This is a genomic window from Plasticicumulans acidivorans (assembly GCF_003182095.1).
Lineage (GTDB): Bacteria > Pseudomonadota > Gammaproteobacteria > Competibacterales > Competibacteraceae > Plasticicumulans > Plasticicumulans acidivorans.
In genome coordinates this window covers 125434-141311 of the sequence record NZ_QGTJ01000001.1, presented here as the reverse complement: position 1 = coordinate 141311, position 15878 = coordinate 125434, and the positions used below count along the sequence as shown (strand labels likewise).

Here is a 15878-nt window from a genome sequence, read left to right as displayed (position 1 = left end):
AGTCCGTGGTGGCTGTCAGACGAATTGTTGATATTGTTGAGTCATTTCAAAAAAAACCTTGGAAACTGCGAAAACCACAGGTCGTACAGTTTCCAGTAAATGATATCTGTGATGCAAAATGTCAGATGTGTAATATCTGGCAGCAGCATTTTGATACACAGGTCAATCTGGCGGAAGTAGAAAAAATTTTCTCTAACCCTCTGTTTTCTGAGGTCAGAGGGATTGGGTTAAACGGTGGCGAACCGACGTTGCGCCCGGATTTGCCTGATATTGCGGATATTCTGTATCAGAAGCTTCCGAAGCTCAGGCATATTTCCCTTATTACGAATGGAACAAAAGCTGATCGCGTTGCGGAAAGGATCGATCATCTCGCGGCCGTTGTAAAAAAGCACGCTGGTTATCTGGACGTCATGGTCTCTCTGGATGGCGTCGGTGAAGTGCATGACAGGGTTCGTGGACGGCCGGGGAATTTTAGTAATGCAATAAAAGTGCTTGAGCATGTTTGCCAGCACGAAGGTGTCGACAGTACCCGGATAGGCTGCACCGTAATACGTGAAAATGTTTACGGTATACATGATCTTTATGATTTCGCACGTGAACGTGATATTTATATTAAGTATCGCTTGGGCGTGCCTCATCAGCGATTGTACACGGCACCCGCGGAGTCGCGTCAGATCGGCAAACGCACTTGGATATTCACTCGACCTTATGATCTGGATTTTAAGGCTAGAGTGCATTTTTCTGAGTTTTTGTGGGGACTGATAAAGCATTATGAACCGTCGTGGCAGCAACGGTATTTCTATCAGTCGCTCATCGGTCAACTGATAGAAAATGCGCCTAGAACAGCAGGATGCGACTGGCAGCATCGGGGGGTTACGGTATCTGCAAGAGGGGAGCTGCTTTACTGTGCCGTACAAAGTCCGGTGCTTGGCGATGCCCGTGTTGAAGATGCAGAAAAGCTTTATTTTGAGAATAAACCAAAACTGGAAGAAATTATTAAAAACAACTGTGCTCAATGCGCACATGACTACGTTGGCCTGCCTGCAGGCAATGTTTTACTGCGTGAAACGTTCAATGAAGTGCTGGGTAAATTTGGCTTGGAGGCAGCAGATATAAAGCGTCTCCCAGGCTTGAAAACATGGTTAAAGCGTCGTGCTCGCCAGCGATTCTTAAAGCGCGAGAAAAGTGTACTCAGTAACGTTGTCTATCGTAGTGAATCATCATCTAAAAATACTTTAACTATATTAGTTTGTGGTTGGTACGGTACCGAAACTCTTGGTGATAAAGCTATCCTTGGTGGCGTGATGGCTTCTATCCGCAGCGTTTTTCCAGACTCTAAATTATTATTGGCAAGTTTGAATTCATACATATCACGCTCAACTTGTGAGCAAATGCCGGAGCTTGCGCCGGTAGAAATTGTGGATGTACAGCAGGCTGCCAAGCGTATGGGCGAAGTAGCGTTGCTTGTCTTTGGCGGTGGCCCATTGATGGCTATCGATGAGATGGCGGACATGGATGCTCTGTTCTCTATCGCAAAAGGGCTTGGTGTTCCGTCAGTAATTGCAGGCTGCGGTGTAGGGCCTTTGGGGGATGCCTATAAAAATGCGGCAATTAAACATTTACTGCAATCTGCAAGCTATCGAATCTACCGAGATGATTCATCCAGTAAGGCTGCGCAAGCACTCGGTGTTATTTCTTCAGGCAGGGATTTCGTCGCCGAAGATCCAGCATTCGAGTGGGTTAAGATTAACGCTGATAAATGCCACGTAACGCGTACGAATCGACCGACACTGTTGTTGGGATTACGGGACTGGCCATATCGTGAATACGCTGCGCATCTGTCCCAGCCTGAGGCTTTGGATATAAAGCATCGTTTCGAAGCTGCGGTGATCTCAGCGTTGGAACTGGTAGTCGAGCGCGAACCATCACTCGTGATCCTTCCTCTGCCGATGTGCACCAATCACTTCGGTGACGATGACCGTTTCTTTTATCGAAAATTATTAACATCAACGCCGATAAAAAAAGCGCTGGATAGACGTTTTTTGGCAGAAGAGCTCGCTCCAATAAAATATCTTGAGGCATTTTTAGAGGCGCATGTGGCTTTAACCATGCGTTTTCATGCCTCTGTTTTTTCTATTGCGTGCGGGCTACCGACAGTCGCGCTCGATTACACCCTGGGGCAGGGTAAGGTTGCATCGGTTGCTCAACGTTTCAATGTGCCGTGTCTTGATTTACGCGATGTTGATGCGAACCGCCTTGCAGACTTGTTACACAGACAAATGTCGCAATCTGTAGTTGATCGGCCTGCGCTGGAGTTTTCCTCTGTTTTTAGCGCAATACTGGCTAAAGAATTCGGTCGCCAGGCAGTTTCCTCATGAAAGTTCTGCTGGTTTCACATGCAGATGCTGGCGGTGGCGCAGCAATAGCTGCGCACAGGTTGCATATCGCGTTACAAAAAAACGGCGTTGCATCAGAGATGCTGGTCGTGCGCAAGAGCCACGATGATCCGTCGATCGTACAGATCGTGCAGGACGGGTGGCCGAAACTAATGGCTGGTATCCGTCGACAATTGGCCCGGCGGCTGATGCGTTTGCAAACTACATCAAATACGGTGTTACATAGTCCTGCGGTATTTAGAACTGGACTGGCTGAATATATAAACTCCACTGACGCGGATGTCGTTAATTTACATTGGGTTTGCGACGAAACAATTTCGATTGAAGAAATTGCTGAGATACGTAAGCCGATTGTCTGGACCTTACATGATACTTGGCCTTTTTGTGGTGCTGAGCATTATTTCGACCCCTTGATGACACTTCGGTTTATCGAGGGGTATACAAAAAAAAATCGTCCTCAAGAATATAAAGGACTGGATCTGGATCAGTGGGTCTGGAGAAGGAAAATAAAGTCGTGGAAAAATAAACGTTTTTTATTAATTGCGCCGAGTCAGTGGATGGCGTTTCAGGCGCAATCGAGTATGTTGTTTAAGAATCAGAGAATACATGTTGTTTCAAATGGCTTGGATACGGAAATCTTTCGTCCACTGGATAAACTTTTATGTCGAAAAAAATGGAACTTGCCAGCGGATAAAAAATTAATTCTCTTTGGTGCAGCGAGCAGTACTTCTGATCCACGGAAAGGCTTTAATTATTTGCGCGATGCATTGAATGAAATCGCGTCTAAAGGATTAAAAAATAAGATTGAAGCTGTAGTTTTTGGCTCGAAAGAAAAACCTGAGAATCAGTGCATTAATCTTGTCACTCATTATGTTGGTAATATTTTTGATGAAACTCAGCTCGCAACGCTTTACGGGGCTGCAGATGTTTTTGTAACACCATCGATGCAGGATAATTTGCCCAACACCTTGCTTGAGTCCATGTCCTGTGGTTTGCCGTGCGTCGCTTTTTCCGTTGGTGGAATTCCTGAAATTATTGATCATGGAGTTAATGGTTATTTAGTGGATGGCTTTTCCACGAAAAAACTTGCTGAAAGCATATTGCTGGTTTTTGATGACGTTTCATCAATGGCTGGTAAAAAAATGACAGATTCAGCTAGGTTGACTGCTGAACGTAGATACAGGCAGGACATTTTTTCTAATAATATAGAAAAAGTCTTTCGTGAAGCTGTTGCTGGATCATGAACTGAATCTTGGTGATGCTGATATGAGTAATGTTGACGATTTTCCAAAGATTAGTGTTGTAACTGTTGTCTTTAATGGTGAGAAATTTATCGAAAGAGCGATACAAAGCGTTCTTTCTCAAAATTACCATAACCTTCAGTATATAATTATTGATGGTGGTTCTACGGACGGAACTGTTGATGTGATTAAAAAATATGAGGATAAACTGTATTTTTGGGTCAGTGAAAAGGATAAGGGTATTAGTGATGCATTCAACAAAGGTATTGCCAAGGCATCGGGTGATGTCATAGGGCTTTTGAATTCAGATGATTGGTATGAAAATAATGTTTTTTACAAAATTGCCGAGGCATATAAGAAAAATAACAAGTGTGTAATACATGGGCGTGTTCGTTTCTGGTCGGACGAAAATACGCCTTATTATGAGGTTGGAGGTAATGACGAAATTATGGACAGACTAATGTCTGTTATGCATCCGACAGTTTTTGTTCCAAAAGAAATTTATGATAGGTATGGAGTGTTCGATTTAGTATATAAAAGAGCAATGGATTATGAATTGATATTGCGTTTTAAGAAGAGGGGCGTTTGTTTCAGTTACATTGATGAAGTTGTTGCAAATATGGCTAGAGGAGGAGTGTCAGATTGCCATTGGTTCGCAACCCAGAAAGAGGTTTTTGTTATTAGAGAAAAACATGGAATAGCGTCGATTAAAAATTTTTTTTGGGTGGTCTCCGATGTGATAAAAATATTTATCCGGCAAAATTTGGAAAAGGCAGGATTTGATAGAGCCGTATCTTTTTATAGAAAAATATTTTCAAGACTAGATAAGGTTAAGTTGTAATTCTGGTTTTGATTTTTAGTGTTTTTTGGGTCGTGCGCTCATGAGCGAAAGCGATAAATTCTTGATTTTATTTTCTTTGTTGACTTATTCTCTCGGAACATATTTTATTTGGTTTAGTCGTTGGAATGTATTGGCTCATTTGAATTTGGGGTTTGCAATCACGGCGCATGTTTTGCCTATTTGTTTTTTAAATGTTTTTGATCAAACATCAGTAAATGTCGTCCTGTTATATCGAGATATTTTATTGGTTGGTGCTGTTTTTTATTTAATTGGATTGTTTTGTGGTGCCGGCTTGCCAAGTTTGAGAGTTTTTGGTTTTTCACGGACATTTGATGGAAACGAAATTGAGTGTTTTGCTTTAGTTTATAAAAAAATCATGGTTTTAATGATGGTCGGGGTTGTTGGGTTGTTTTTATCATTTTTAGCGATGGGATTCGTTCCTATGTTTGCACAAGATCCCCTCGCGGCGAAATTTTTTAAAGGCCCTTACCATGATGCATATATAAGAGTTGCTGTTCTATATAGATCATCATATATGTTGCTGGTTTCGTTAGTGCCGGTGGCGTGTATTTTATGGTATAGAGCAAAAAATATTCTTATTGGAGCATTATGCTTTTTTGCTGTTGTTGGTATTGCCCTTAGTTTGACTCGTGCCCCTGCTGTCTTTGGAGTACTGACGGCATTAGGTATTTATTGCGCATCTAAAGGTGGTAAAGCTTTTATTGCTTATTTGTTGCTTATTGTCTTTATTTTTCCATTTGGAAGTGCGGTTTTTTATCTTTTGGGGATTTTTGATAACGATTTAGGTATTGTTGAATTAATAGCGCAAGGGGTACCTGATATTTCTGATCATTTGCTATTTTTAGATGCGTTTGTGCAGCATCATCAATGGACATTTGGGAAAACTTTTTGGGGTGGCATGGTACCTGGTAATTTTGAATGGAACCCGGCTGTATATGCTCTTGAAATTACAAATGGCGGAGAAGTATCTGAAATATCTTCAGGAGGCTTTCGTCTTCCTGTTTCTATTTGGGGGTACTCGGCTTTTGGCTGGATCGGGGTTGTTATAGTACCTTTGTTGTCTGGAATTATTTTGGGTAACTGTATTGGCTTCTGTAAACAATTTGCCTTTAAGGGCAATGAGGTAAGATTTTCAATTGCATTGCTGTGGTTGTCGGTTTTTGGATTTTTTTGGTCTGGGTTTTACGTGATGAGTATGTACAGTATACCGAAAATGTTAATAGCATTTTTTGTTGTTTATAATGTCAGGGTTGTTTTCGAAAAGCGAATTGCTGGGGCTGTTTTTTGAAGAGATTATCGAATATGTTTATTGTTAATGAAAGAACTTTGCTTGGTGGGCTCACCGGAGCTCAGCGATATTTGTTGGAGCTGAATAAAAGGCTTGATTTAGGGTTTAGGCGTGTTTCGCCAAAAGTTAATGGCAAAGGCATGTTGGGGCATTTTTGGGAACAAACTGTTTTGCCGTTTTCTGTGGGTAAAAAAGATATTTTATGGAGCCCGAGTAATACCGGGCCAATATACTGTAGGAATCAGGTCTTGACTTTGCATGATATCGCACCGATCGATCATCCGGAGTGGTTTGGCAAGCAGTTTTCTACATGGTTTAATTTTATTGTTCCACCGCTGGTGCGAAATGTACATAAAATAATCACCGTTTCATCTTTCTCCAGAGCGCGCATTGCCGATGCCTGCGGGGTGGAGTCTGAGAAAATTGAGGTGATCTACAATGGCGTGGATAATCGGTTTGGAATGTGTTCAGACGAAGATGTATTTGATGTCGGTGCTCGTTATGGTTGCAAGTACAAACGTTATCTGCTGACAGTTGGTTCGATCGAGCCAAGAAAGAATCTTGCTCGCTTATTGAAAGCTTGGAGTTTGGTTCAGAGCAAGCTTGATGACGATATGTTGCTGGTGGTGGTCGGTGGTGTTGGTAATACAAAAATTTTTAATGAAGTTGATCTGCCTGATGATATCCCGAACGTAAAATTCGTCGGACGAGTTCCGGATGATGTTTTACCGGCTCTGTATCAGGGAGCTCGGGGGTTTGCTTATCTGTCGGTCTATGAAGGTTTTGGCTTACCTGTTTTGGAGGCGATGGCTTCCGGTATTCCCGTTTTGACCAGTGATAAGACCGTTTTGATGGAGATTATGGGAGACGCAGGGATTGCTGTTGATCCGTACTCGCTTGACGCAATTGGTGAAGGGTTGCGAACCTTGTGTGACGATACTGCCTCGGTGTCTGCATTTGAAAATGCAGGAAAAGTCCGGGCGCAAGATTTTTCTTGGGATATCGCGGCGAAAAAGACTGCGGATGTGTTGGTTCAGTCTCAACAAGAGTTGTCGTAATGACTGCGAAGTTTTTCCCGGGAGCGTTAATTGTTCCAACTCTAAATCCTGGTTCTGTATGGGAGCAGTGGCTGGAGGCATATCGAGAGCAGACATGCCTTCCAGAGATGGGATGTCTGGTGATCGATTCGGGCTCAACTGATGACACTGTGCGTCTGGCGCGGGCGGCAGGGTGCAAGATTTATGAGATAAACAAGGTTGACTTTAATCATGGAGGGACCCGGCAGTTTGGTGTGAATTTTTTGAATAATCTGGAATTTGTAGTTTTTTGTACACAAGACGCCTTGTTTTCGCACCGTGAATCTATCGAGCACCTGATGCATTGTTTTTGCGATGAAAAGGTTGGTGCTGCCTATGGACGGCAGTTACCACACAAAGATTCAGGTCTTATTGGTGCGCATGCACGGTTGTTCAATTATCCAGCATCCAGCTGTGTTAAAAGCAAAGCAGATATCAATAAATTTGGAATAAAAACAGCTTTTATATCTAATTCTTTTGCGGCTTATCGGACATCTGCTTTGCAGCAGGTTGGCGGGTTTCCGTCGAATACCATTATGAACGAAGATACCTATGTGGCTGCGAAAATGATTTTGTCTGATTGGAAGGTCGCCTACTGCGCCGAGGCTTGTGTATTTCATTCACACGATTATGGTTTTTTTGAGGATTTTAAACGATATTTTGATATTGGTGTCTTTCACTCCAGGGAGCCTTGGCTGCAGGATCAGTTTGGTGGAGCGGAAGGTGAGGGCGCTCGATTTGTATCTTCTGAATTAAAAATGTTATCCAGACAGGCTCCATGGTTGATTCCGTCTGCTTGCATCAGAACGTTTTTGAAATTTGCGGGATATAAGCTTGGCAGAAGCGAGAAAAAGTTATCTCCTGCCGTTAAGAAAAAACTAAGCATGCATCACCGTTATTGGTTACAGAAATAAATTTTTGTGTTTGTAACCGGGTTCTTGCTCAAATTTTAGAGGCTGTCATGAATAAGCGTGCACTTATTACCGGCGTCACTGGTCAGGATGGTGCCTACCTGTCAGAGTTCCTGCTGAAAAAAGGTTATGAAGTGCATGGCATCAAACGGCGCTCGTCGCTGTTCAATACTGACCGCATCGATCACCTGTATCAGGATCCGCATGTCGAAAATCGTCATTTCGTGCTGCATTACGGAGATTTGACGGATTCGACCAATCTGATCCGTGTTATGCAGGAGGTGCAACCGGACGAGGTTTATAATCTCGGTGCGCAGTCACATGTGGCCGTATCGTTCGAGAGTCCCGAATACACTGCAAACAGTGATGCTCTCGGCACACTACGTCTGCTTGAGGCGATTCGTATTCTTGGATTGGAGCACAAGACCCGTTTCTACCAGGCTTCGACTTCGGAGCTGTATGGTCTGGTGCAGGAGATTCCGCAGAAGGAAACCACGCCGTTCTATCCACGTTCACCGTATGCGGTCGCTAAATTGTATGGTTACTGGATTACCGTTAATTATCGTGAGTCATACGGTATGTATGCCTGTAACGGAATCCTGTTCAACCACGAATCACCGCTGCGTGGTGAAACTTTCGTCACACGAAAAATTACCCGGGCAATTGCACGGATTGCGATTGGTCTGCAGGACTGCCTGTACCTGGGTAATCTGAACTCCCTGCGCGATTGGGGGCATGCTCGTGATTACGTGCAAATGCAGTGGCTGATGCTGCAACAGGCACAGGCGGAAGATTTCGTCATTGCGACCGGTGTGCAGTACTCGGTTCGCGATTTCGTCCAGCGCGCCGCTGCACAGCTGGGTATCACGTTGCGATTTGAAGGCGAGGGCGTCGAAGAAGTCGGTATCGTTGAGAAAGTGGAGGGTGAGAACCTCCATGTCCGGCCCGGGCAGAAAATTGTGGCTGTCGATCCACGCTATTTCCGCCCGGCAGAAGTGGAGACCCTGCTCGGCGATCCGACCAAGGCGCGTGAAAAACTCGGCTGGACTCCGACGACAAGCTTCGATGAGCTCGTGCGCGAAATGGTCGAAGAGGACTTCAAGATCGCCAAGCGTGACAGCCTGGTGAAACTTGCCGGCTTCAAGTCTTTCAATTATCACGAGTGAGGGAGCGCTATGGACCCGCACGCCAAGATTTACGTGGCCGGCCATCGCGGTCTCGCCGGCGGAGCTATCCTGCGCAGCCTGCAGGCGGCTGGCTATGACCATTTCGTTTTGCGCACGCATGCCGAGCTCGATCTGACCGATCAGGGTGCCGTCGAGGCCTTTTTCGCCGCCGAGCAGCCGGAGTATGTCTTTCTTGCCGCCGCCAAGGTTGGCGGAATTCAGGCCAATGCGAGTTATCCGGCGGAATTCCTCCGCGACAATCTGGCCATTCAGACCAACGTCATTCACTCGGCCTGGCTGCACGGTGTGAAGAAGCTGCAATTCCTCGGTTCTTCATGCATCTACCCGAAATTTGCTCCGCAACCGATGCCGGAAAGCTGCCTGCTCACCGGCGAGCTGGAACCGACCAACGAGTGGTATGCGATTGCCAAGATTGCCGGTATCAAGATGTGTCAGGCTTATCGCCGTCAATATGGTTTCGACGCCATTGCCCTGATGCCGACTAATCTTTATGGGCCGGGCGATAATTTCAATTTGGAAACATCTCATGTCTTACCCGCACTGATCCGCAAGTTTCACGATGCTAAACATCGTGATGATGCGCAGGTGGTCATGTGGGGAACCGGCACGCCGCGGCGGGAATTCCTGCATGTCGATGACCTCGGCGCCGCCGCGGTTTTCCTGATGCAACATTATTCCGGTGAAGATTTCGTTAATGTCGGGATTGGCGATGATGTGACTATTCGTGAAGTGGCTGAAATCATCCGGGACGTTGTTGGTTTCAAGGGCGAGATCGTGCAGGATCTGAGCAAGCCGGATGGCACGCCACGCAAGTTGATGGATGTGAACCGGCTCAATGCGCTGGGTTGGCGGGCGCGGATCGGTCTGCGCGAGGGGATCGAACAGACTTACCAGTGGTTTAAGGAATCCGCCGGAAGTCGGCGCGATTGATTATCGAGATGTTTTGGCAGGGATGCTAAGGAGGAACTGAAGCACCAAACAAAGTTTCATGTGCGTGACTTTTTGTTGTGTCTTGGACATAAGTCAAACATGTCGCTTTTTGCGGTGTAACTAGAAAGATTACACAATAGGTTTTAGTTATGATGGCTGAAGACGTTGATAGCTCAAAGTTGATTAAGCCAGTGCTTCGGAATTATCCGTGTAAACGGGTGTGGCTGGATACGAATCTTTTCATCGTACAAAGCACTATCATAATTTTTGATGCTATTTGTTTACTGCTCTGCTTTATGGTGGGACAGTGGTCGGCATGGTTGAACGATCACATTTCAGATCTTTCTTTTGATATCTGGTTGGCGCGTAACGGCCTGGTCGATGCAAGTCTTTATGCGCTGGTTGCCGCCGCCATTGGAATTAACCGATTTTGGGTGCGTGGCCATTATTCAAAGCGCCAGCCATTCTGGGATGAAGTACGACAGATCGTTGAAATCGTCTTTAAACTGGCACTGGTCAATTTTACTTTGTTAATGCTGGTGAAGGCGGACACCAGTCGCCTGGGGATGCTGCTGACCTGGACGCTGGCGGTATTTGGCTTGCCATTCGCACGCAGGTTTGCCCGTGCCGTGCTGCGCGCATTCAATCGCTGGGAGCGTCCGGCGGTGATCGTGGGTGGTGGTTTCAACGCACTCGAAAGCGGCGCCGCATTGACTGATGAGCGCTGGATGGGGTTGAAGGTCGTGGGCTTTTTCGTTCCGGACGGCGAGCCGGTTCCCTGCGATGGGACACGTACCTTGAAGGGACGCCGAGTCCCTGTGCGACCGTTGCACGGTGATCCTGCGGAAATGTTCGTGGAATGGGAGAAACCGGTCATCGTGGTCGCGCTGGAAATGGGTGGGTTGAATGCTCATACCCATTTGCTGCATTCCCTGCAGCGTATGACGTCGGAGTTATATGTCATTCCAGCGTTGCGCGGTTTGCCCCTGTGTGGAATGGACGTGGGGCATTTTTTCAGCCATGAAGTCCTGCTGCTGCAGGTCAAGAATAACCTTGGGCGTTATGGTCATCAGCTGGCAAAACGCTTGTTCGATATAAGTGTTTCAGCCCTGCTGTTGCTGCTGTTGTCACCGTTGCTGGCTTGGCTTGCCTGGGCGGTGCGTAGGGATGGTGGCGCGGCTGTATTCGCCCATGAACGTATCGGGCAGTGCGGCAATACCTTCCGCTGTCTGAAATTCAGAACCATGGTGCCTGATGCACAGCTGCGCTTGCAGGAGTTACTGAAGAATGATCCGGCCGCGCTGGCGGAATGGGAAAAGGATCGCAAACTGAAAAATGATCCCCGCGTCACACGGATCGGTGCCCTGTTGAGAAAACGAGCCTCGACGAACTGCCGCAGTTATGGAACGTACTGAGAGGCGAGATGAGTCTCGTTGGCCCCAGACCGGTTATTCGGGATGAATTGAAAGAGTACGGTGATCAGCTGGAGTATTACCTGGAAGCGCGGCCGGGCATCACCGGGCTTTGGCAGATCAGCGGCCGCAGCGATACGACTTATGCTACGCGTGTCAATCTGGACGCCTGGTACGTGCGCAACTGGTCGCTCTGGTATGACGTGGTGATCCTGCTGCGGACCATCAAAGTGGTGTTGAAGGGGGATGGGGCGTATTGAGCGGCGTGCGCTAACTGTGTGGCTGGCGCTGCAAATGTGACGAAATGAGAAAACGCTTTGCGCGTTTGCTGCCACGGCCGACAATGCGCACCCGCTCCACAAGCAGATGGCCTCACCATGTCTGGAAATAGCTACGGCAAGCTTTTTACTGTCACTACTGCCGGCGAGTCGCATGGCGCAGCGCTGGTGGGGATTGTCGATGGCTGCCCGCCTGGACTCGAACTGAGCGAGGCCGATCTGCAGGGCGATCTCGATCGTCGCAAGCCGGGCACCAGTCGTCATACCACCCAGCGTCGGGAAGAGGATCGGGTGCGTATCCTCTCCGGTGTTTTCGAGGGGCGGACGACGGGGTGTCCGATCGCGCTGCTGATCGAAAACACGGATCAGCGCTCGCAGGATTATTCGAAGATCGCCAGTACCTTCCGCCCGGGCCACGCCGATTACACCTATCAGCAGAAGTATGGTCTGCGTGACTACCGCGGTGGCGGCCGTTCGTCGGCGCGCGAGACGGCGATGCGCGTCGCCGCCGGCGCGATCGCCAAGAAGTGGCTGCACCAGCAGTTCGGCATGACCGTGCGTGGCTACCTGTCGCAGCTCGGGCCGATCCGGCCGAATGCGCTGATCTGGGAAGAAGTCGGCAACAACCCGTTCTTCTGCCCTGATCCGGCCAAGGTCAATGACCTCGAAATCTTCATGGATCAGCTGCGAAAGTCCGGCAATTCCGTCGGTGCTCGGGTCACCGTGGTGGCGCAGCATGTGCCGGTCGGTTTCGGCGAGCCGATTTTCGATCGGCTGGATGCCGATTTGGCACACGCGCTGATGAGCATCAACGCCGTCAAGGGCGTGGAAATCGGTGACGGCTTCGAGTGTGTCGAGGCGCTGGGTACGGAGTTTCGCGATGAGCTGACGCCGGAGGGGTTTCTCAGCAACCACGCCGGCGGCATTCTCGGCGGTATCTCCACCGGCCAGGACATCATCGCGCACATCGCGCTGAAGCCGACCTCCAGCATTCGCCTGCCGGGACGCAGCATCGACAGCGCCGGCGAGCCGGTGGAAGTGGTGACGCACGGCCGCCACGATCCCTGTGTCGGCATCCGCGCCACGCCGATCGCCGAGGCGATGATGGCCATCGTGCTGATGGATCACGCGCTGCGTCAGCGCGGGCAGAACGCGGACGTGCGTTCGATGACGCCGGTGATTGCTGCACAGGCGCCGGTCGAAGACTGATTCTCGTCGCAGGTCTCGGACGGGCCCGTTTGCCTGGCAAACGGGCCATGGGGCCGCCGTGTGGGCTCGATGAGCTCAGGAGTCTGCCGATGTCTTTGGCAGCAGGCCGCTGGCTTCGGCTCGTGGCAGCCAGCGCTCGGCGTAGAGCGCGAGCTGCGTGCGGTTGGTCGCTGGTGTCGCGTGCAGGATCTGCGACACGTAGAGCTTGACGGTGTTCTCCGAGATGCCCATGTCGCAGGCGATCACGTAGTTCGACTTGCCGGCACGGATGTGTCGGAGCACCTCCCACATCCGCGGTGTTAATTCAGGCAGTGGAGCGTGCGCGGCTTCCACGCTGGATTCGAGCGGGCGCTGCTGTCCGCGCTCGATGTGCTCACGCAGGGCCTGCACCGATTGGCCGAGCTGGTGCAGCGTTGCACTCATGTGCTCGATGCGGGCGTCGGCCTGCGTGTGTTCCGCCGCCAGTTGCTGCTCGGCGCGCTGAATGGCGCAAACCAGCTGTACGGTCTCGATCGGTTTGTCGATGTAATCGATGACGCCGCTGCGCATCGCGGCGATCACATCGTGTTTTTCCGCATGGCCGCTGATGAGGATGGCGCGCCAGTTGCGCCCTTCCCGCTGAGCGATCGCGCCGAGCTGGCGGATCAGAGCATTGCCGTCGGCCGTCGGCAGCTTGAGATCGGAGATGACGACAGCGAAGGCCTCTTCGCTGAAAGCGGTGATAGCCGCCTCTGCCGTAGCGACTGCCCGACAGGTGTAGGCGGCGGCCTCCAGCGCTTCGGCCAGTTCTTCACGGGCATCGTCATCGTCTTCGACCAGCAGGATACGGCTTGGCCCGACATGGGTCATGAACACTCTTCCGTCAGCAGCACTAGATCTAATTGAGAGTAGAGACACCGCTCACAGCTTCATAGCCTGTTGGCGGTTAAACATCTGTTCGGGATCTCAGCGATGGGGAGGCTTCACCGTGGTCACCGCTCGGAAGCTCGAAGGAACTCGCTCTTTGACCACGCTCTACGTGATCGGCGCGGCCTGTGTGCTGTTACTGGCAGGGCTGATCACGGCGACGGCGATTCGGGAGGAGTACGTACATCGCATCGATACCGCGCAGCAGGCCACGTCGACGCTGGCGCGTGCTTTCGATGAGCATATCTATCGCACGTTTCGTGCGCTCGATCAGCAGAGCCGCTACGTTGCCGACTACTTCGTGCGCTATCCCGATATCGCCGAGTTGACCGCACGTCTGCAGGAATTGCTGCACGTCGACGATGTGGCCGTGCAGTACGCCATCATCGATGCCCGCGGCAGGCTCTACGCCACCAGTACCGGTACTTCGAGCATCGGTATCGACCTGTCCGATCGTGAGCACTATCGCTATTACCTGCAGCCGGATGCCGACAGCACCTACATCAGCAAGGCGCTGCTGGGGCGTGCCAGCCACAAGTGGTCGATCCAGTACACGCGGCGCATCGTCGACGACAGCGGGGCCTTCCGGGGGGTTGCCGTCGTGTCCTTCGATCCGCTGTACCTGAGCCGTTTCTATAAATCGCTGACCAGCGGTGACGATATCGTCGTTTCCCTGTTCGGTGAGGACGGCCAGCTGCGGGCGACTTCGCAGGTCGATCGTTTTGCGGCGATGGTCGAGCGCAACTACCGCCACGGTCCGCTGTTTACCCACTACGCGGCGGCGGCGGAGGGCGACTATGAAAACATCGACGCCACCACGGGAGAGGCGGCTTTCGTCAGCTACCGCCGGATCAAGGATTTTCCGCTGATCGTCGAGGTCAGCCTGCCGCGCGCGACGGCTTTCGACGGACTGCGCAGCAGCATCATGACCTACAGCGGGCTGTTTCTGGCGCTGTTGCTGATGATCGTGCTGGCAGGCTGGCTGCTGCGTCGCTACGCCCATGAGCGCCTGCTCGCCGAGCGCCGCGACCGTGAAGCCTGGGCGGCCGCGCGCGAACAGCAGTTCATGCGCAGCATCATCGATACCGCCGGCGCGATCGTCTTTGTCGCCGACGGTGAGGGTCGGCTGGTGATGGCGAATGCGCTGTTCGAGCAGACCTTCGGTCCCGAGGTGGACGGCACCTGGCTCAATGCCGTGACGCGCCGTCCCTTCGACGCCGTCTGTCAGCAGTTACCGATGCACAGCGAAACTCAGGTGGCCGATACGCGCGGGCGCCTGCGCTCGATCGCCTGGACGCTGACCGGCGTGCATGACAGTGCGGGTACGCTGCGTCATCTGGTCGGTATCGGCCTCGACCTGACCGAACAGCACGAAGCGGAACTGGCGATCTACCAGTCGGGAAAACTGGTGACCCTGGGCGAGATGGCCACCGGGCTGGCGCACGAGCTCAACCAGCCGCTGAACGCGATGCGCCTGACACTCGACAACGTCGCTGCGCGTCATGCCGCTGGTGCACTCGACGAGGAATACCTGCTGCGCAAGCTCGACAAGCTCGAACGCAACGTCACCCGCGCTTCGCGCATCATCGATCACATGCGCATCTATGGACGGCGCAGCGACAAACACATTGCGCCGATCGAACCGGCCGAAGCGCTGCGGGGCGCGCTGACGATCATCGGATCGCAGCTCAGCGAAGCCGGCATCGAGCTGCGCATCGATACCGCGCTGGAGACGATGCATCTGCTTGGCGATCTGCTGCTGCTCGAACAGGTACTGATCAATCTGCTGCTCAATGCCCGCGATGCGATCAACGCCCGCCGTCGTCGCGAGGGTGCGGACGTCGCAGCACTGATCACCGTCGCGCCGTTACGCGACGGCGCGGCCGGGGTGTGTGTGTGCGACAGCGGCGGCGGTGTGCCCGCTGACATCGGCGATCGCATCTTCGAGCCGTTTTTCACCACCAAACCGGTGGGTCAGGGGACAGGGCTGGGACTGGCCTTGTCCTACGGCATCATTCGTGACCTCGACGGTGTGCTCGCGTACTACAACAGCGGACAGGGGGCCTGCTTCACGATCCAGTTGCCGCCGGCGGTGGCGCCGGTCGTCCGCGAGCTTTCTGATCCGCAATGAGTGGGTGAGCGCAGGGCGATACGGCCATACTGCGCCGTCTCCGCGATCCCT

General features: G+C 51.0%; 11 protein-coding genes and 1 pseudogene. 11 read left to right on the top strand and 1 reads right to left on the bottom strand.

All coding sequences use genetic code 11. The features are described 5' to 3' along the window. The first annotated feature begins 8 nt into the window (after positions 1-8). The 10 genes and pseudogenes from C7443_RS00580 (at position 9) to aroC (ending at position 12790) form a co-directional block, all read left to right on the top strand. Positions 9-2378 carry a radical SAM protein gene (locus C7443_RS00580; protein WP_146213202.1) on the top strand — a complete coding sequence of 790 codons (2370 nt, stop codon included), beginning with the start codon at positions 9-11 and terminating at the stop codon, positions 2376-2378. Further along, positions 2375-3640, top strand: a complete 1266-nt coding sequence (locus C7443_RS00575; protein ID WP_110016633.1) for a glycosyltransferase — start codon at positions 2375-2377, stop codon at positions 3638-3640. The genes C7443_RS00580 and C7443_RS00575 overlap by 4 nt, the downstream gene beginning before the upstream one ends. After that, on the top strand, positions 3618-4478 hold the full coding sequence (locus tag C7443_RS00570) for a glycosyltransferase family 2 protein (RefSeq protein ID WP_146213201.1): 861 nt from the start codon (positions 3618-3620) through the stop codon (positions 4476-4478). Before C7443_RS00575 ends, C7443_RS00570 begins: the two co-directional genes overlap by 23 nt. A gap of 40 nt (positions 4479-4518) precedes the next feature. Continuing rightward, positions 4519-5787, top strand: coding sequence for a hypothetical protein (locus C7443_RS19740; RefSeq protein WP_146213200.1), 1269 nt, complete (start codon positions 4519-4521; stop codon positions 5785-5787). 14 nt (positions 5788-5801) lie between these two features. Beyond that, a complete protein-coding gene (locus C7443_RS00565; RefSeq protein WP_110016631.1) occupies positions 5802-6845 on the top strand; it encodes a glycosyltransferase family 4 protein in 1044 nt (347 codons plus the stop codon). Continuing rightward, positions 6845-7777 carry a glycosyltransferase family 2 protein gene (locus tag C7443_RS00560; protein ID WP_110016630.1) on the top strand — a complete coding sequence of 311 codons (933 nt, stop codon included), beginning with the start codon at positions 6845-6847 and terminating at the stop codon, positions 7775-7777. The genes C7443_RS00565 and C7443_RS00560 overlap by 1 nt, the downstream gene beginning before the upstream one ends. Before the next feature lie 47 nt (positions 7778-7824). Then, positions 7825-8940: a GDP-mannose 4,6-dehydratase gene (gmd, locus tag C7443_RS00555; protein ID WP_110016629.1), complete on the top strand. Its 1116-nt coding sequence runs from the start codon at positions 7825-7827 to the stop codon at positions 8938-8940. A 9-nt stretch (positions 8941-8949) separates the two neighbouring features. Then, positions 8950-9891 (top strand): GDP-L-fucose synthase, encoded by a 942-nt coding sequence (gene fcl / locus C7443_RS00550; protein ID WP_110016628.1) that lies wholly within the window; start codon positions 8950-8952, stop codon positions 9889-9891. Between the two features lie 149 nt (positions 9892-10040). Next, positions 10041-11563: pseudogene (wbaP, locus tag C7443_RS00545) on the top strand (undecaprenyl-phosphate galactose phosphotransferase WbaP). 117 nt (positions 11564-11680) lie between these two features. Then, positions 11681-12790, top strand: a complete 1110-nt coding sequence (aroC, locus tag C7443_RS00535; RefSeq protein WP_110016625.1) for a chorismate synthase — start codon at positions 11681-11683, stop codon at positions 12788-12790. A 75-nt stretch (positions 12791-12865) separates the two neighbouring features. On the opposite strand, the gene C7443_RS00530 is transcribed toward aroC, so the two are convergent. Continuing rightward, positions 12866-13639, bottom strand: a complete 774-nt coding sequence (locus C7443_RS00530; RefSeq protein ID WP_110016624.1) for a response regulator transcription factor — start codon at positions 13637-13639, stop codon at positions 12866-12868. 154 nt (positions 13640-13793) lie between these two features. Here C7443_RS00530 and C7443_RS00525 point away from each other — a divergent pair, with 154 nt between their 5' ends. Then, a complete protein-coding gene (locus C7443_RS00525; RefSeq protein WP_170123426.1) occupies positions 13794-15827 on the top strand; it encodes an ATP-binding protein in 2034 nt (677 codons plus the stop codon). Positions 15828-15878: the final 51 nt, after the last annotated feature.